General features: G+C 72.0%; 10 protein-coding genes, 1 tRNA gene and 2 pseudogenes. 7 read left to right on the top strand and 6 right to left on the bottom strand.

Annotated elements, in window-relative coordinates; translation table 11 throughout:
* A tRNA-Arg gene (locus ABZT12_RS11570) sits at positions 1–72 on the top strand.
* 707 nt (positions 73–779) lie between these two features.
* Here ABZT12_RS11570 and ABZT12_RS11565 read toward each other — a convergent pair.
* Entirely contained in the window at positions 780–1,670 is an 891-nt protein-coding gene (locus tag ABZT12_RS11565; protein ID WP_356381158.1) for an alpha/beta hydrolase, read from the bottom strand.
* An 87-nt stretch (positions 1,671–1,757) separates the two neighbouring features.
* Between ABZT12_RS11565 and ABZT12_RS11560 the strand changes: the two genes are divergently transcribed.
* On the top strand, positions 1,758–2,234 hold the full coding sequence (locus ABZT12_RS11560; RefSeq protein WP_356381155.1) for a MarR family winged helix-turn-helix transcriptional regulator: 477 nt from the start codon (positions 1,758–1,760) through the stop codon (positions 2,232–2,234).
* A gap of 10 nt (positions 2,235–2,244) precedes the next feature.
* Here ABZT12_RS11560 and ABZT12_RS11555 read toward each other — a convergent pair.
* Together ABZT12_RS11555 and ABZT12_RS11550 are read right to left on the bottom strand one after the other, a co-directional pair.
* Positions 2,245–2,541: pseudogene (locus ABZT12_RS11555) on the bottom strand (transposase); the annotation flags it as partial.
* 1,512 nt (positions 2,542–4,053) lie between these two features.
* Entirely contained in the window at positions 4,054–4,821 is a 768-nt protein-coding gene (locus tag ABZT12_RS11550; RefSeq protein WP_356381152.1) for an alpha/beta fold hydrolase, read from the bottom strand.
* 226 nt (positions 4,822–5,047) lie between these two features.
* Here ABZT12_RS11550 and sigK point away from each other — a divergent pair, with 226 nt between their 5' ends.
* Both sigK and ABZT12_RS11540 read left to right on the top strand, forming a co-directional pair.
* Positions 5,048–5,632, top strand: coding sequence for an ECF RNA polymerase sigma factor SigK (gene sigK / locus ABZT12_RS11545; RefSeq protein WP_356381149.1), 585 nt, complete (start codon positions 5,048–5,050; stop codon positions 5,630–5,632).
* Positions 5,629–6,378, top strand: coding sequence for an anti-sigma factor (locus ABZT12_RS11540; RefSeq protein WP_356381146.1), 750 nt, complete (start codon positions 5,629–5,631; stop codon positions 6,376–6,378). The genes sigK and ABZT12_RS11540 overlap by 4 nt, the downstream gene beginning before the upstream one ends.
* Positions 6,379–6,512: 134 nt before the next feature.
* On the opposite strand, the gene ABZT12_RS11535 is transcribed toward ABZT12_RS11540, so the two are convergent.
* Positions 6,513–6,725, bottom strand: coding sequence for a hypothetical protein (locus ABZT12_RS11535; RefSeq protein ID WP_356381143.1), 213 nt, complete (start codon positions 6,723–6,725; stop codon positions 6,513–6,515).
* 677 nt (positions 6,726–7,402) lie between these two features.
* Between ABZT12_RS11535 and ABZT12_RS11530 the strand changes: the two genes are divergently transcribed.
* Positions 7,403–9,088 carry a molybdopterin-dependent oxidoreductase gene (locus tag ABZT12_RS11530; RefSeq protein ID WP_356381140.1) on the top strand — a complete coding sequence of 562 codons (1,686 nt, stop codon included), beginning with the start codon at positions 7,403–7,405 and terminating at the stop codon, positions 9,086–9,088.
* 98 nt (positions 9,089–9,186) lie between these two features.
* Positions 9,187–9,849, top strand: coding sequence for a fasciclin domain-containing protein (locus ABZT12_RS11525; protein WP_356381137.1), 663 nt, complete (start codon positions 9,187–9,189; stop codon positions 9,847–9,849).
* A gap of 34 nt (positions 9,850–9,883) precedes the next feature.
* On the opposite strand, the pseudogene ABZT12_RS11520 reads toward ABZT12_RS11525, so the two are convergent.
* Together ABZT12_RS11520 and ABZT12_RS11515 are read right to left on the bottom strand one after the other, a co-directional pair.
* A pseudogene (locus ABZT12_RS11520) lies at positions 9,884–12,094 on the bottom strand (LuxR C-terminal-related transcriptional regulator); the annotation flags it as partial.
* Between the two features lie 155 nt (positions 12,095–12,249).
* Entirely contained in the window at positions 12,250–14,421 is a 2,172-nt protein-coding gene (locus ABZT12_RS11515) for a hypothetical protein (RefSeq protein ID WP_356381134.1), read from the bottom strand.
* A gap of 271 nt (positions 14,422–14,692) precedes the next feature.
* Between ABZT12_RS11515 and ABZT12_RS11510 the strand changes: the two genes are divergently transcribed.
* Positions 14,693–17,755 (top strand): BTAD domain-containing putative transcriptional regulator, encoded by a 3,063-nt coding sequence (locus tag ABZT12_RS11510; RefSeq protein ID WP_356381131.1) that lies wholly within the window; start codon positions 14,693–14,695, stop codon positions 17,753–17,755.
* The last annotated feature ends 7 nt before the right edge of the window (positions 17,756–17,762 follow it).

Genomic DNA, 17,762 nt, shown 5'->3' with positions numbered 1-17,762 from the left:
GCCCCCGTAGCTCAGGGGATAGAGCAACGGCCTCCGGAGCCGTGTGCGCAGGTTCGAATCCTGCCGGGGGCACTCGCCACACAGCCAGGCTGAATCAAGCGCTGAGCTGGGCGGATGCCGAAAGGAGAGAGCGGGAGTCAGTCTCACTGACTCCCGCTCTCTCTCGTTGTCTCTCACTGTTCACGCACCATCAGCGATACACGCGATACGCCCCTCAGCCTGCGTCGCCCTCTTCCTCCAATGCCTTTGCGATCTTCTCGTTGGCCGCTTCCTCGTGTCCGTCGATGCAGCCGTGGTACCGGCGGTGGATCGCCTCCGGCGAATTACCGACACACCGGGCCAATTCAGCAATCGGGACCACCGCGTTGAGCCATCGCGTGATGCACGCGTGACTCAGGTCGTAGGGCCGTCCGGCCAACGGCGAATCGACGCGCTCCGGTGGGAGGGCTAACGCCCGCGCTTCCTCCCACACGCGCCAGTACGTCGCCCCCCGGGCTCGTTGCCGAACACCCGCCCTTCCTTGGCGGTCCCGAACTCCTTCAGGTGGGAGCCCCGCGTAGTACAGGACCGCGTAGAAGGCCGCCAGGCGTCGCCCCCGGTTGCGGTCCCACGAACCGACGTAGGAGACCGCGGTGAGCAACTGGCACCCCTGCACGGCGTTCACGAGGACGCGTCGGTCCACCACCGCGCAAGAGCCCAACGGCGCTGCCCCGGCTCGAGGCCGCGTCAGCGGCAGGCCGGAGAGGGCACGGAGGGTGGCGGTGCAGGGACTCGGCCGTTCAGCGGCTCCGGTCGACGCGGTCGACGAAGTCGCCGACCGCGGTGGCGAAGGCGGCGGGCGCCTCCTGCGCGACGAAATGCCCGACGTCCGGGATCGTGACCGCGGTGACGTCGCCGGCGACCTGACGCATCGTCCGCTCGGTGAAGGGGGCGTTGATGCCGTCGACGGCGAGCACGGGAACGGTCAGCGGCCGCGACTCGGCCAGTGCCCGCATCCGGTCGCCGCCGGTCAGGGCTGAACGGTAGAGCCCCTCGGTGCCGCGCCAGCCGCCCGGCCGCGCGTAGGTGCGGGCGAACTCGTCGAGGTCGGCCTCGGTGACCCCGCCCGGCACCATCGTCATCACCGAGACGGCCCAGTCGAGCATCACTCGCTCGCGGCCGGCCAGGAACAGCTCCGGAATTCCCGGGGCGGCCAGGAATCCCACGTGCCAGGAGCCGCCGTTCCTCACGTCGGCCAGCATCTCCCAGCCGTACCCCGGAAGGGTGGTCTCGGCGCCTGTGAAGCTGAGGACGTCGCCGGGGTGCGTGGCCGCGAACGCGAAGACCGGCCCGCCGCTGATGTCCTGGCAGGTCACGTGCACGGGCCCGACGCCGAGGTGGGCGACCAGCCGGTGCAGGTCCTCCGCCATGGTGGCCAAGTCGTGGTCACCGTCGGCGATGCCGGAGTCGCCGAAGCCGCGCAGGTCGACAGCGAACACCCGGTGGGTGGCGGCGAGCAGCGGGATGACGTCGTGGAAGGCCCACCAGGACTCCGGCCACCCGTGCACCAACAGGATCGGGGAGCCGGTGTCGCCCGCCGAGACGTAGTGCAACGTGGTGCCGTTGACCTCGGCGGTGTGGTGCGTGACGCCCGCCACGGCGGGCGAGGCGGTCACGAAAGAGCTGGTCATGCGATGACTCCCAAGATAGACAATCAGGTTGACTGTACTGTTGGTCAACCTGGTTGTCCAGGTCAGGGGAAGATCTAGACTGTGGTCATGTCCTCACGATCCGGCGCCGATCTCGCCCTGCTGCTCCTGGGCAGCTATCGCAATCTGGTGGACGAAGTGGTCCGGGAGCTGGCGACCCGGGGATACCCCGACGCCCGGCCGTCGCACGAGTACGCGATCCGGGCCATCCGAGCCGGCGCCGACAGCGCCTCGGACTTGGCCCGCAGACTCGCCATCACCAAGCAGGCCGCGGCGAAGACGATCGCCGCGCTCGTCGCACGCGGGTACGTCACCACCGAGACCGACCCCGCCGACAGCCGCCGCAAGAACATCCGGATCACCGATCACGGGATCGGGCTGATCACCGAGGGCACGGCGATCTTCGACGAGGTGCGGGCCCGCTGGGAAGTGCGTCTGGGCGCCGCCGAACTCGCCGAGCTGGAAACGCAGCTCGCCCAATTCGTCGGCGACTCGCCCATCAACCTCGACGCTCCGGGCTGGGCGGCGGGACAGGAACTGCGCTAGCTGCGGTCCACTCCTGCAGGCGGACCAGCTCTCGCAGGAGGCCGTGGAGGTGGGCGAAGACACCGTCCTTCTGCCACTTGGCGCAGTAGCCGTAGACGCTCTGATGCGGTGGGAAGGCGTGCGGGAGGTAGGCCCACTGCACGCCGGTGCGGCCCACGTACAGGATCGCGTTCATGATCTCGCGCAGGTCATGCCGGGGTGGTGGGCCGAAGTCCAGGGCCCGGCCGCGGTGTTCGAAGCGCCGGGCGGACAGCACCAGCTCGATCAACTCCCAGCGGGCATCGGACAGATCACTTGGATACGCGATGTTCCGTCATGCTCCGGGCATACCGCCGCCCAGGGGCGTGCGCCCAGGCGTGCATCCTGCCGCGCCGAAGCACTGAACAGACCCGGGGCGTCCTGGTCCCGGTCGACCTGGAAGCTGTTCGTCGCGTCTTCTCTTCACGTCCTCTGACCGAGGAAGTGGTCAGCGCTTTGAACTCCGGGACCGTCTTGGCGGATTCGTGACGGACATTGCGGAGATCGGCTATTCGTTTGCGGTGAGAAGGGCCAGCGCTGACGAGGCCCCGGACGCGATGCGAGGTGCCTGTGCTGCGGGCCGCGGGCTGCGGGCTGCGGGCTGCGGGCTGCGGGCTGCGGGCAGGGGGTCTCACCCGGGCGCGTCCTGTGCAGCAGCGCCGAGCAGTGGGCTTCTTCAGCAGTCGGTGCCGGGGGCGCCTTGTCCGAGGTGCCTAAAGACCCCGCCATCAGCGCGTCAGCTGGGGACGGGGTCTTCGCGTGTGTGCAGGCGAATGCCGCCGGAAGCAACCGTTTCGTCAGTGATCACTCAATGACGGCGTGATGATCTTGGCGGCCCTTCGAGCGGGTCAACCGCTGGAGGCACTTCCTGCTTGCCTGAGCATTGAGGGACAGCACGCTGCATGAAGCGCGAGGCTAGCCACTGATGAGTCCGCCACCATTGCCCGGGTCAACGATTCCCGGGCCGGCCGCTTCTGCGGCTGCGAAGAAGACGAACTGCTGGGCATCCGGCGATCCCCCGGCGTTCGAGTTGGTGTGGGCGTTCGGCAACACGACGGCGGCTGCCGCTACCGCGGCCACGGCCGCGCCGATGGCGAGGCCGGCCCCTCGGTGAAGTCGTCGCTGGCTCAATTCCCTGACCTCCAGAAAGTTACCTGCTGGCGCGCACCTCAGCGCGGTGACTGCCGTGCTCGGTGGTGTCTGTGCGCCCTGCCTTACCAGAGGACTACGTGCATCACCCGTACGACGTTCATGGGCATGAAGGCAGGCCCTCCTGGTGCACCACCCACACCGCCCCAGGTCGTCGCCGGCATGGAACGAAAGCCTTCCGCTTCATGCCGGCGGAGAAAGCCCTTGCCTACGGTGGTGGGGGGAAATCAGATGGCTCAGATCGGTCCTAAGTGTTCTCAAGTGCTCACGTTCTGGACAGCGTTCGGGTCGCCTCGGTGGGGCCCGTAGGATGCGCTGCCACCCGACCCGGTGCGGGCGGCAGAGGGGGGACCATGTTTCAGGACGAGCCGATATTCCGTCAGTTGACCGCCGAGCGGGGAGACGTACCCGCCGAGGTGCGGGCGGCGGCGGAGGGGGTGCTGCGGCAGTTGCGGCACGCTATGGACTGGGGTCGGACGGCTCCGTACTGGCCTCAGTCGCAGGCGCAGTCGCAGGCGCAGTCGCAGTCGCAACCCAAGTCGGGACCGGAGCGGGCGCAGCAGGAGCCGGCATCCAGGGCGATGCCGGTGACGCGGGCCGTCCTGTCCAACGGGGTGGCGAACGGGGATGCCGGGGCTGGGCAGCGGCCCCTTTAGCTCGCCTCGGCGCCGGGAGCGCGGGGGGTTTCGGGCGGCGTCGCGGACTGCGTGGACGTAGCGAGGAGATCGGCGACCGTGGTTCCCGTGAGGTGGTGCCAGGCGGCGCCGTGCCGGAGCATCGCGTGGCCGCTGCCCTTCATGAGCACCATGTCCGCTCGGGCGGCACCCGCAGCGCGGGCGCGTCGCGCGAACGCCCCTGACGCGTGCGGATCGGTGACCCGGTCGTGGTCTCCGTGGAAAATGACGACGTCCTTGCCCGACAGGTGCGCCACCGGTTCGCCTTCGGGGCACCACGGCGCCAGCGCCACGACCGCCCGTACCTGCGGTGCGGCGGCGGCGCGCAGGGCCGTGCGACCGCCCATCGAGTGGCCTACGAGGATGGTGGGCAAGTCGCCGTAGCGGCAGGCGAGTTCGGCCAGCGCATGGTGGGTGTCCTGGAGGGGGTCGGCGTCGGCGCCGTTCCAGCCGCGGACGCGGTACCGCACCTCGGCGAGGAGGACACCGCCGGCGGTCTTCGGTGTCGTGGCGGCGACGGCCCGTAGGAAAGGGCGCATCCGTACGGCCGCCAGATGCCAGGGGCGGGAGGGCGCCCGGCTGTGCTCCGTGCCGCCGTGCAGGAACAGAACGGCGGCACGGGGTGTCGGGGGGACGCGGCGCGGGAGCAGGGCTGCGGGTGAGGAACCCGGGACGGCGGTGGGGGCGGCTGGGGGTGGGGCGCCTGTTGGGGCCTCGGGGGTGAGTGCCTGGTCGTGTTCGGTCATGGCTGCCGTCCTGTCATCTGCGCTCCAAGCCCGTTCGTACGGTGTCCACGGCTGGTGAGAAGTCTTCCACCGTCGCTGTCGGTCATACGTGCTCCACGTCCGGTCACGCCCGTCACCTCCCCATCCACTTTCCGACACCATCTGGGTTTTTGTCGGCGTGCGGGCCAATCCGCGGGCGGGGCAGGATCGGATTACGTCCGGAGATGTCCCTACGACGGAGGACCCCGTGAAAGAAGCCGTGCACATCGGCGCCAACCCCTCGGCGGGACCGGATCTGCAGGAGTTGGTGGGCCGGGTGGCTCTGGGTGACGAGAAGGCGTTCGCCGGTGTCTTCGATGTCGTCGTGAATCCGGTTCTGGGGGTCGTCCGGGCCGTTCTGCGTGACCACGCGCAGTCGGAGGAGGTGGCGCAGGAAGTGCTGGTGGAGGTGTGGCGTACCGCGCCCCGCTACCGCCCCGACCGCGGCACGGCCCTCAACTGGATCCTCACCCTCGCCCACCGCCGCGCGGTCGACCGGGTCCGCTCGGTGGAGGCCGCCGCCGCCCGTGACCACCGGGCCGCGCTGCTGGACCGTACGCCCGAGTACGACGAGGTGACCGAGCAGGTGGAGACCCGGCTCGAACGGGAACAGGTACGGCGCTGTCTGCGCACGCTGACCGAGATCCAGCGCCAGGCCGTCACCCTCGCCTACTACCGGGGGCTGACCTACCGCCAGGTCGCCGAGGCGCTCGCGCTGCCGCTCGGCACCGTCAAGACCCGCCTTCGGGACGGACTCATCCGACTTCGTGACTGCCTGGGGGTGACGGTGTGACCACCGCCGAACTGCACCGTCTGACCGGGGCCTACGCCCTGCACGCCCTGTCCGACGACGAACGCGAGGCGTTCGAGCGGCACCTCCCGGACTGTGCGCCGTGCGCCCAGGAGGCCGCCGAACTCTGCGCCACCGCCGCCCGGTTGGGGCTCGCCATGTCCGTGCTGCCGCCCCCGGTGCTACGCGAACGCGTGCTGCGCCGGATCACCAGCGTCCGTCAGCAGACACCGGGCGGGGCGGCGGTCCGCCCGAGCCCGGTCCGGCCAGCGGCGCGGCTGCTGTCCCGGTGGGCGCTGGCCGCCTGTCTCGCCGCTGCCGCCGCGCTCGGCGGTACGGCGGTGTGGCAGCACCAGCGGGCCGAGGACGCCGTCGGTCAGGCGCACCGCGCCGAACAGCGGACGGCCGAGATCGGCGCCGTACTCACGGCCCCGGACGCCCGGACCAAGGCCGCCGCGCTGGGCGACGGTGCCACCGGCAGCGTCGTCGTCTCGCGCGGCCGGGACAGGGCCGTGTTCGTGGTGTCGGGGCTGACGCGTCCGCCCGGCGGCAAGGTGTACCAGCTGTGGTTCGACGACGGCGGCACGATGCGTTCCGCTGGGCTGCTGGACCCGGACCGGGGCACCCAGACCGTGTTGATGAGCGGTGCTGTCGGCGCGGCCTCCGGCATGGGCGTCACCGTCGAACCCGCGGGAGGCTCCAAGCAGCCGACCACCGCTCCGGTTGCCCTCATGAACCTGCCCGCCTGACCCCCCACCGCGCCGCACGCCAACTCGCCGGCCGGTACCGCCCGCCCCAGCCCTCTCGCATCTCACCTCTCACCTCTCGCATCTCACCTCTCAGGCGACTTCCATCGCCATCCCGGTCGCCTCAGTCACTTCAGTCACTCCCGACGCTCAGGTCGCTCCTCTCCCTCCCCCACGACCCCCGTCACCGACACCGTCACATGCGGCGCGGTCTGTGTCGGGTACAGGGCAGTCAGGCGATCCTCGACGCTGGCACAGGCGGCCCGTGCCACGTCGAGGGCACCGGCCTGGGGGTCCGCGACGACCTGGACCTCGACGTGCCAGGGGCCGGTGCCGTCAGGTCGCGTCATCCGTACGCCCGGGTGAACGCCCGTATCTGGTACGGCACTTGGCTCGGGCGGCGGCGACAGCGCCGAGTATGGCCGTGCCGCGCGGCCAGGCTGGAGGAAGGCCACGCCCGGGACGCTCTCCGCGGCCCTGGCGACCTCCTCGACCACCTGGACGTCCGACTCGGGCGACCGACGCCGCGCCGACAGACACTCCTCGTACGGCGTCGGTCTCGTCCTCGGCGTCCGAGTCCGGTGGGGCTTGCGCACTGCGGGCGGTCGCCACTGGGCGGCTCCTCTCGTCGTCGGCCGGTTCGGCCCTCGGGACTCGTCCCTCGGCCGGCTCTGGCCTGGAGCTCGCCCTCGTCCGGCCCTGTCCCGGGGGCTCGCCCTCGTTCGGTTGTGCCTTCGGGGCACCTCGGCGAGGGAGTTCTGTCAGGGGCGACTTCCGGATGGGGAGGACTTCCGGATGCGGGCGACTCCCGGATGCGGAGCCCCGTCGAGCACGAGCGAGAGCACCAGCGACTTCAGCCGGCAGCAACCTTTTCCGCTTCCCCTCTCTTCGGGTATCAGCGCGAATTCCCCGCCCCCTTCTCTGCATTTCTCCGTAGCCGACGGAAGGCCGGATTGGTCCCGGCGGAAACTTCATCAATTCGGGCGACCGACCAATCCGCCGCCCCTCGCGGGACCGGATTCCCCACGTGACCGCAGACGACACGACACCTCGATTCCCCCGCACGCTGGGTGCGCTCAGCGGCGCTCTGGCGGGCTTCGCCGCGCTTGCCGTCGCGGAGTTGGTGTCGGCGGCGGTACGCCCACAGGCCGGGCCGGTGGTCGCGGTCGGCGGGGCCGCGATCGACCGCACACCGGCCGCCGTGAAGGACTGGGCGATCCGGCATTTCGGCACCGACGACAAAATCGTTCTCCAGCTCGGGATTCTCGTCGTGCTGGGAATGTTCGCACTTGGGCTGGGAATTCTCGCGCTGCGATTTCGGCGTACCGGTGCGGCAGGTGTGCTGTTGTTCGGAGTTGTCGGGGCGGGGGCGGCCACCGGGCGCCCCGATTCGACCGGTGTCGCCGACGCCCTGCCGTCCGTCGCGGGGGCGCTCGTGGGGGCCGTACTGCTGTACGTCCTCGTGGGCCGTCTCCTGCGACCGCAACGACCGCAGCCGGAATCGGAGTTGGGGCCGGATCTGGGGCCGGAGTTGGCGCCGGAACCGGAGCCGACGATGGTGCCGGAGCCTACGTCGGTACCGGTCGCCGGTGCGGCGGACGGGCCGGTCGCCGGCGGCGGGGGCTGGGACCGGCGTGGGTTCGTGTTCGCGGCGTCGACCGCCGCGGTGGCCTCCGCCGGGGCCGGGGTGCTGGGCCGGGCCCTGAACGGGGCGAGCGGCCGGGGCGCGGTCGCCTCCCGTGCGAGGGTCGCCCTGCCGGCGCCCGGCTCGCCCGCCCGTCCCGTCCCCAGGGGCGCCGGGCTGAGACTGCGCGGGATCAGTCCCTTCATCACGCCGAACTCGGCGTTCTACCGGGTCGACACCGCCCTGGTGACGCCGAAGGTGGACGCGACGGCCTGGCGGTTGCGCATCCACGGCACCGGGGTTCGTCGGCCGCTCACCCTCACCTTCGACGACCTGCTGCGGCGGGAGTTGATCGAGCGGGACATCACCCTCACCTGTGTCTCCAACGAGGTCGGCGGCCCGTACGTCGGCAACGCCCGCTGGATCGGCGTACGGCTGGCGGAACTGCTGGCCGGGTGCGGGGTGCGGCCTCCGTCCCGGGGCGGTGCGGCGGACCAGTTGGTGGCGCGGTCGGTGGACGGGATGACGATCGGCAGCCCAGTCGAGGACGTCATGGACGGCCGGGACGCGCTGCTCGCCGTCGGCATGAACGGCGAGCCGCTGCCCTTCGCCCACGGTTTCCCGGTCCGCATGGTCGTGCCCGGCCTGTACGGCTTCGTCTCCGCCTGCAAGTGGATCGAGGACATCGAGCTGACCACGTTCGACGCCTACGACCCGTACTGGGTCAGGCGCGGCTGGGCCCGCCGGGCGCCGGTGCGGACGGAGTCCAGGATCGACACACCGAAGCCGTTCGCGCGGCCGGCCCCCGGGGCGGTGATGGTGGCCGGTGTCGCCTGGGCCCAGCACCGCGGTATCGACAAGGTCGAGGTCCGTGTCGATGACGGCCCCTGGCGCGAGGCCCGGCTCGCCGCCGAGGACACCCGGGACACCTGGCGGCAGTGGTCCTTCGCCTGGCAGGCCGCCAAGGGCACCCACACCCTCACCGTGCGCGCCACCGACCGCACCGGCGCCGTGCAGACCGAACGGCGCACCCGCACCATCCCCGACGGCGCGAGCGGCCGGCACTCCGTCGTCGTGACCGTCGGCTGAGCCCCCGGCAACCACAGCGCCCCGGCCGGCCAACCAACCAACCGGCCTGTCCACCCACCCACCCACCAATCAACCAATCAACAAGCAGGAGAATCCCCATGAACACCCGTGTCCGTCGTACCGCCGTCGTCCTCGCCGCGTCCGCCGTGCTGCCGCTGGCTCTCAGCGCCTGCTCCAGCGGTGACGGCGGCTCCGCGAAGTCCGACACCTCCGACAAGGCGTCCACCACCGCGACCGCGACCGCCAACGGCGACAGCATGAGCGGGGCCGGTGCCACGACATCCGACAAGCCCTTCGGTACGGGGTGTGCGGGGGTCCCGAAGAGCGGTGCCGGTTCGTTCGACGGCATGGCCCAGGACCCGGTGGCCACCGCCGCGTCCAACAACCCGGCCCTGTCGACACTGGTCGCCGCGGTGAAGAAGGCCGGACTGGTCGACACCCTCAACAACGCCCAGAACATCACCGTGTTCGCGCCCACCAACGAGGCCTTCGCCAAGATCCCGAAGGCGACCCTCGACAAGGTCCTCAACGACAAGGCCCAGTTGACGAAGATCCTCACGTACCACGTCGTCGGCCAGAAGCTCACGCCGAAGGACCTGGAGAAGGGCTCCTTCGCCACGCTGGAGAAGTCGAAGCTGACCACCTCCGGCTCCGGTCGGTCCTACACCGTGAACGACTCCGCCAAGGTCGTCTGCGGCAACGTCAAGACGGCCAACGCCACCGTCTACATCATCGACACCGTGTTGATGCCCGCCAGCTGACGGACCGTCAGCTCGACCGCCCGAGGCAGGCCCGTCAGCGCGTCGAGTCGAGCGATGGGCCGAGCTCGGTCCGGCGTCGTATGCCCAACTTGCGGTAGGTGCTGGTCAGATGGGTTTCGACCGTACGGCGGGCGAGGTGCAGCAGCTCCGCTATCTCCGTGTTCGTGCGGCCGTCGGCGGCCAGCAGCGCGATGCGGCGCTCGCTGTCGGTGAGCGCCGCCGGGCCGGTACGGGCCGTGCCGGTGCGGCGGCCGCCGGTCTCGCGCAACGCCGCCTCGGCGGTGGCGCGCAGCCGGAGCGCGCCCAGCCGTTCGGCATGCTCGGCGGCTTCGCGCAGACAGGCGCGGGCGCGGGCGCGTTCCCCGGCGGTGGCGAGTCCGCGGGCCTGCGCGACCAGGGCGGGGCCGAGTTCGGTGACGACCCCGCCCGCGCGCAGGACCCGTACGGCCTCCTCGGCCAGCTCAAGACCCCGCCGGCCGCCCGTCGCCGTACCGAGCGCGCGCAGTGAACGGCCGCGCAGGCGTGGGGTGTTCCAGACCGAGGCGAGACTCATCTCCTCCTCGGCCAACAGGAGCGCCTCGCGCGGCCGGCCGAGCGCGAGGTAGCAGTCGACGGCGGCCGGCCGCCACGGTGTGACGACCGGACTGACCACCTCGCGTGCGGTCTGGCGCCGCCCGCACTCCAGGAAGTCGTCGAGCGCGCCCGCCGGATGACCGGTGGCCGCCCGCAACGTCCCCCGGGCGTACAGGAATCGGTTCAGCTCCCAGGAGTCCGCCGCCTCCCCCAGGGTGAAGCGGTCGGCGAGCAAGGCGGCCTCGCGGAGGCGGCCGGTCTCGACCAGCGCGAGCAGGACGTGTGCCGTGGTGTTGGCGGGACCGGACCGGGTGTCACCGTCCGGGGCCCCGAGTCGCCCGGTCGCGGGGGGCGCGAGCAGCGACGCGTGGTCGCCGCGCGCGGCGGCGATGTCGGCCCGTACATCGAGCAACGCCGTGTGCATCGGATGCAGCAGGGCGGCGTGCTGTCCGGTGAGGCCGCGGTCCACGAGCCGTTCCGCCTCGTCGAGTTCGTCCGCCCACTGCGCTACGGCGGCGGCCGTGCCCAGCAGATAGGGCTCCGTGAGGGGGTCGGCGGGCTCCGTGAGCAGTTCGCGGATCTGCTTCATCGCCACGTCGGCGGAGGTGAGACCGGCCGTCGCCTCGTACCGTACGAGCAGTGCGCGGGCGGCCGGGCCGAGCACGTCCGGGGAGCGTTCGGCGGTCTCGCGCAGCCGGTCGTAGACCCCGCGCCGGATCACCAGATCGTGGTCGGAGAGCAGCGCGCAAGCGGCCCGCACGGCCTGGGCCAGGTCGGGATGGTCGGTCAACTGGCTGTCCAGGCCGCGCAGTACGTCGACGCCCGCCCGTGCCTCGCCGTGCCGGGCCAGCGCGGTGCCGAGCGCCACGGCGGCGCGCACCCGGTCCTGCGGTACGCCCGTCAGCCGGGTCGCCTCGGTGAGGCGCGGTATCCCTGCGGTGGACCGCGCCACGGAGTACTCCAGCGAGCCCAGTTCGGTCAGGAGGCGTTGGCGCAGCTCGTCGGGGAGCTGCTCGTCCAGGGCCCGGCGCAGGAAGGGCAGGGCGTCCGCGGGACGGCCGTCGCGGACGGCGTCGTCGGCGGCGTCCCGCAGCACGCTGGTCGCCCACGGCTCGCCGACCGGTCCGGACCGCAGCAACTGCGCTGCCACCGCGTTGACTTGTTCACCGCGCCGCATCATCGTCTCGGCCGCCACCCGGTGCGCGGCCTGCCGCCGGGCCGCCGACCAGCCGCTCGCCACCGCGTCCCGCAGCAGCGGATGCGCGTAGTGCAGCCGTCCGTCGGCGTCGGGGCGCAGCAGCCCCAGCCGGGTCATGGCGGTGAGCCAGCCCCGTACCCGGGCCGGGTCGACACCCGCCATGCCGTCGGCGCCGCCCGCGTCGGCCAGATCCGACATGGCCGCCAAGTCGGCCATGTCCGCAAGCAGTTGGGCATCCACATCCCCGGGTCCCGCTGCCGCCGTTGCCACCGGTATTCCTCCCTGTACGTCGCCCAGCGCGGCCAGCGCCCTGGCCACCTCGGCCGTCGTCGCTCCCGCGCTGTCCAGCCACCACGACACGGCGGCCGGATAGGCTCCCGGGTACAACGCGGCGCAGGTGGACGGCAGTTCAATCGGGCGGGCGTCACGAAGATCGTCCAGGAGCGCGCCCAGCAGGAGGGGGCTGCGACCGGCAGAGCGATCGGATGGGCAGGCACGCAGGCACGCAGGCACGCAGGCACGCAGGCACGCAGGCACGCAGGCACGCAGGCACGGTAACGGGCAAAGGAAAGGGGCTGCGAGGCGGAATCGTCCGCCTCGCAGCCCCCTTCCCTACCCAGGGCCCCGGATCACACCGTGAACGTCACGGCTTCGAGGTAGCGCTTGTTGTCGAGGGTGCCGCCGAAGACGAAGTCGGGGCGCGGGTCGGCGCAGCCCCGGCCGCCCCAGGCGGCGCCGCCGACCTTGGCGGTCTGGCAGACCTGGCCGCTGCCGATGTTGATGGCGAAGCCCGACATGTTCGGGGCGCCGGACTTTGTGCTGCCGATGTAGTTGTTCTTGCCGTCGCCGATGATCGCCGTCCACTGCGGCTCCCATTTGCCGTTGCCGGTGGTCGACTTGGGGTCGTGGACGAAGGCGTTGGCAGCCGAGCCGCCGGCCCCGGAGACCGCGATGTTGATCGCCTTGATCGCGTGGCCCTGACCCGTGGTGCCGGCGATCGTGCCGTCGCACACCGGCTTCTGCCAGCCCTGCCCCGACACGTAGGCGCGGTAGCAGATGTGCCGTCCCTGCGGGTCGTTCTTGGCGAGCCGGTTGACGGCGGTGGCGGCCGTGTCCGCCGGGGGCTTCGCCGTCACGGTGGCGCGCGGCGGCTTGGCGGTCACGGTGACGGTGACTCCGCCGGGGAGTCCGCCGACGGCACCGCCGCTCTTCGGGCTCGTCGACTTCTTCGGCTTCTTCGGCTTCTTCGACTCGGAGGGCGACGCACTGGGCGACGGCGACTCCGTGGTGAAGGACGGGGAGGGGTTCGGCGACTTGCCGGCGTGGGTCTTGCTCGACTCGTCCGTCGACCGGGCGGCCTGGGTCTGCCGACCGCCGTCGCCCGAGCCACCGCTGCCCAGGATCACCAGCGGCACGATGACGAGCGCGGCCACACCGAGGGCCACCGGTCCGACGACCAGCGGCTTGTGCAGCAGACCGGGCGACTGGTAGGCGTCGTCCGACTGCCGGGTTCCCTTCGGGCGTACGGCGCTCAGACCCGGCCGGGAGACGGCCGCGGCGACCGGAGCGGCCGGGGCAGGGCCCGACGGCAGCGGGATCGGCGGTCCCGCCGGCTGGCGCAGTCCGTCCGGCGTGTAGTCGATGTCGAAGTCGTCGTCGCCGTAGGCGCCGTCACGGTGGCCGTCGTGGCTGAGCCCGGTCTCCGGGTACTCGTCGTCGTAGCCGCTTTGGTCCACGCCGTGGTGCACGTCGTCGACATCGTCATCGTCGTAGTCGCCGTCCAGCTCGGCATCCGCGTCGTCGTCTACGGCGTCCGGGTCGTCCGCGTCGTCCACGTCGGCGGCGTCAGCCGCGGCGTAGACATCTCCGCCGTGGGCGTCGTAATCGTCGGCGTCGTCCTCGTCGGCGGCGTCGTGAACGTCCTCGTCGGCGGCGTCAGCTGCCACGTGTACGTCTCCGTCGGCGGCGTCAGCTGCGTAGAAACCGTCGGCATCGGCGTCAGCTGCGTAGTGACCGTCGGCATCGGCGTCAGCTGCGTAGTGACCGTCGGCGTCGGCGTCGGCGTCGGCGTCAGCGTCGGCGTCAGCGTCGGCGTCAGCGTCAGCGTCAGCGTCGGCGTCGTCCGGTCCGTACGGCCCGGTGTCCTTCACCAGTCCGGGTCCGGTCGGTGCCGGCGCCCCGTGCACGTCCTCGGCCCGCAGCGGCGGCAGGGCGAACCCCGGAGGCGGGGGCGGAGGTGCGGCGGCCGGGTCCGCGAGCGCCGGTGGCGGCGGCGGGTCGGCCGGCTCGAACTGCGGTGGGAGGGGCGGCAGTTGCTGGCCCGCGTTCATCACCGGCGGCGGCCCCGGTACCGGCATGATCCCGGCGGGGCTCTCGGGCGGTGCGGGTGCCGCGGGCATCGCAGGCGGTGCGGGCGGTGCGGGCGGTGCGGGCGGCTCCTCCCGCTGGTCCAGCAGGGTGCTGGAACCGTCGGGCGCCACCTCTACGTACGCCACATAACCCGCGGCGGGGTCGGAGATGCTCGCGGTGACCACGGTGTCCTGGTCGCGGGCGTGTCCGTGCAGCATGTCGAGGATCGCCGCGTCGACCGTCATCCCCTCCGGGACCGGCACCGGCTCGCCGTCGATGGCTGCCGAGCCGTCGCCGGAGATCACCACCGCGCAACGGAGGCCCGGCTCGGACGGTGCCCCGCCACCCCCGGGTTCCGGCTTGCCGAGCCGCACCGGCTCTCCCTCCCCCTCCCTGGACTGCTCGTGGTCGTCCCCCATGATCGGTTCGTCCGTCTCTTCACCCCGGCTCATGGCCATTCCTTCCTGACTTTCCCGGCCCAACGGCCCGGTCGGGTCCGTCGCGACAGTCCCCGGGTATCGCAACGGGCCGCGCGCACAAACGGTTCAATGCCTCGGCCGGCCGAAACCACCAGTGATGGTACGTCTGTTCGCGACGGGCTCCGACGTTCGCTCCGGCCCGCGTCCGGGGTTGCCCGAAAGGGCAACCCCGATTCGTATCGAAGGGCAGCCTTCGACCGGGTCCGGGGCAGTCGTGGGGCGGGTGTTCAGTACAGTGCCAGGAGTGAACGCCTACGAAGAACCCGTGCGTTTCACCGTCCTGGGACCGGTCCGGGCATGGCGCGGTGAACAGGAACTGGACCTCGGCTCGCCGCAGCAACGGGCGGTGCTGGCAGCCCTGTTGCTGCGGCGGGAACGCCCCGTCACGATCGGCGAACTCGTCCAGTCGGTCTGGGGCGAGGAGCGGCCGGCGACCGCGGTGTCGGTCCTGCGGACGTATGTGTCGCGCCTCCGCAAGGTGCTGGAGCCGGGGCGGGACGCGGCCGAGACACCCCGGACGCTCGTCTCGTTCGACGACGGGTACGCCCTGTGGCTGCGGGAGGACGACACGCTCGACCTCACCGAGTTCGAGCGGCGGGTGGTGGCGGCGCGGCGGTTGCGCGCGGACGGGGAGTCGACCGCCGCCGCGGAGCTGCTGCACACCGCCCTCGCCGGCTGGCAGGGGGCCGCACTGTCCGGACTGCCCGGCCCCCTGGCCGAGTCCGAGAGCTTCCGGCTCAACGAGGAGCGGCTGGACACGCTCGAACTCCGGCTGGAGCTCGATGTGGAGCTCGGCCGGCACGGCGAGGTGATCGCCGAACTCCTCACGCTGGTCGGTGCCCACCCGCTGCGGGAGCCGCTGTGCCGTCTGCTCATGCTGGCGCTGTACCGCTCCGGGCGGCAGGCCGAGGCGCTGGCGGCCTACGGCCGGACACGGGCGACCCTGGCGGCCGAACTCGGCATCCAACCCGGCGCGGCCCTGCGCGAGCTGCACGAGCGCATCCTCGCGGCCGACACCTCCCTCGGCTCGGAACCGCCGCCGCTGTACGGCTCCTCGGAGCCGCCGGCCGAGCCCCGATTCCCGCAGGGGCTGCGGCCGTTCGACCATCAGGACGAACAAGATGAACAGGAAGAACAGGAAGGACAAGGAGGACAAGGAGGACAGGCGGATCCGGAAGAACCGGAGGACTGGGAGGAGTTCGACGAGCACTCTCCCCCGTCGGCCGCCCCGCCCGCGCCGACCACCCGCCCCGCCCAACTCCCCGCCGACCTGCCGACGTTCGCGGGCCGAGGGGGCGAACTCGACCGGGCGCACGCCCTGTTAAACGAGGGCGGCCGGGCTCCGGGCACGGTGCTGATCAGCGCGATCGGCGGTATGGCCGGCATCGGCAAGACCACCCTCGCCGTGCGCTGGGCCCATGAGATAGCGGGCCGGTTCCCCGACGGACAGCTTTACATCAATCTGCGCGGCTTCGACCCGACGGGCTCGGTGGTGACACCGGAGGAGGCCATCCGTACCTTCCTGGACGCCTTCGGGGTGCCCCCGCTGCGGATTCCCGCCGGTCTGGACGCCCAGGCGGCGCTGTACCGCAGCATGCTGGCGCAGCGGCGGGTGCTGATCCTCCTCGACAACGCCCGGGACACCGACCAGGTGCGCCCACTGCTCCCGGGCTCCCCCGGCTGCGTGGTCATCGTCACCAGCCGCAACCAGCTCCCCGGCCTGGTCGCGGGCGAGGGGGCCCACCCGCTGACATTGGACGAGCTGACGTCCGCCGAGGCGCACGACCTGCTGGCCCGCCGGCTCGGCACCGGACGGCTGGCGGCGGAACCTCAGGCGGCGGACGAGATCATCACGCGGTGTGCGCGGCTGCCGCTGGCGCTCGCCATGGTCGCCGCCCACGCGGCGGCCCACCCCGGGTTCCCGCTCAGCGCCATCGCCGAGGAACTGCGCGACAGCCACGGCAGTCTCGACGCGTTCGCGGGCGGCGACATCACCACCGACGTACGGGCCGTCTTCTCCTGGTCGTACAAGGCGCTCTCCGCACCGGCGGCCCGGCTCTTCCGGCTGCTGGGCCTGCACTCCGGGCCGGACGTCTCCGCGCCCGCCGCGGCCGGGCTCGCCGGGCTGCCGTTGCGCGAGACGCGCGGCCTGCTCGTCGAACTGACCCGCGCGCACCTGCTCACCGAGCACTTCCCCGGCCGCTACACCCTGCACGACCTGCTGCGCGTCTACGCCACCGAGCGCGTCCGCGTCGAGGAGGCGCCCCAGGAGCGGGACCGGGCCGTCGAGCGGCTGCTCGCCTGGTATCTGCACACCGCCGACGCGGCGTACCCGCACATCACGCCCCGGCGGCGGCGGGTCGCCCTGGAACCGCTGCCCGAGGCGTGCGTACCGCTGGAGTTCAGCACCCTCGATCAAGCCCTGGACTGGTGCGAGACCGAGCGGGCCAACCTGGTCACCGTCGTCCATCAGGCCGCCGAGTGCGGACAGCCGGGCATCGCCTGGCGGCTGCCCGCCGTGCTGTGGGGCTTCTTCTACCTGCGCAGTCATCTCTACGACTGGCTGGACACGGCCCGCGCCGGACTGGCCGCCGCGCGCCGTGCCCACGACCTGTGGGGTGAGGCGCAGGGGCTCGCGGACCTGGCGGCGGCGCTGCGCAGTGCGGGCCGGCTCGACGAGGCCATCGACCATCTGCACCAAGCGATGGTGCGCTACCGGGAGTTGGGGGACGTGGACAGCAGGGGATCGGCCGTGGCCAACCTGGGCGACGCGTATCTCCAGGCCGGGCAGCTCCGCAAGGCCGTCGAGTACATCCGCCGGGGGCTGGCCGTCGACCGGGCCCTCGGCAGCGCCTGGGGCGAGGGCATCGCGCTCAGCAACCTCGGCGACGCCTACCAGCGTCTCGGCCGGTTCGACGACGCCGTCGACCGCCTGGAGGAGGCGCTGACCGTGCTGCGCGCCAACGACAACCCCTGGGTCGAGGGCGTCACCCTCGACATCCTCGGCACGGTCCACCGCCGCCTCCACCGCTACGACGACGCCGTCGCCTACTACCACCAGGCGCTCAGGACGCACCAGGACGTCGGCAACCGCTGGGGTGAGGGACACACCCTGGGCAACCTCGGCGACGCCCAACTCGCCGCCGGGGAAGCCGAGTCCGCGCGGGGCAGCTGGCGGCGGGCACTGGCGATCTTCGTGGAGTTCGACCATCCGGACGCCGAGAAGATACGGGCCCGGCTCGCCGGACAGACGGACGGCCCGCCCGAGGCACCGGCCCAGGGGGCCGCACCCGAACGGACCGTCTGACAGGTGC

Source organism: Streptomyces sp. NPDC005423, assembly GCF_040606415.1.
In the GTDB taxonomy this organism is placed as follows: Bacteria; Actinomycetota; Actinomycetes; order Streptomycetales; family Streptomycetaceae; genus Streptomyces.
The sequence above is the reverse complement of the archived record's forward strand: the minus strand, read 5'-3'. Positions and strand labels throughout refer to the sequence as shown.

What these genes read in the sequence shown, in the direction of transcription:
- ABZT12_RS11550 (WP_356381152.1), bottom strand. Translation starts at nt 4,821, where the DNA reads ATGACCGAACACGACCAGGCACTCACCCCCGAGGCCCCAACAGGCGCC.
- ABZT12_RS11560 (WP_356381155.1), top strand. Translation starts at nt 1,758, where the DNA reads ATGTCCTCACGATCCGGCGCCGATCTCGCCCTGCTGCTCCTGGGCAGC.
- ABZT12_RS11515 (WP_356381134.1), bottom strand. Translation starts at nt 14,421, where the DNA reads ATGAGCCGGGGTGAAGAGACGGACGAACCGATCATGGGGGACGACCAC.
- ABZT12_RS11535 (WP_356381143.1), bottom strand. Translation starts at nt 6,725, where the DNA reads ATGACGCGACCTGACGGCACCGGCCCCTGGCACGTCGAGGTCCAGGTC.
- ABZT12_RS11525 (WP_356381137.1), top strand. Translation starts at nt 9,187, where the DNA reads ATGAACACCCGTGTCCGTCGTACCGCCGTCGTCCTCGCCGCGTCCGCC.
- ABZT12_RS11565 (WP_356381158.1), bottom strand. Translation starts at nt 1,670, where the DNA reads ATGACCAGCTCTTTCGTGACCGCCTCGCCCGCCGTGGCGGGCGTCACG.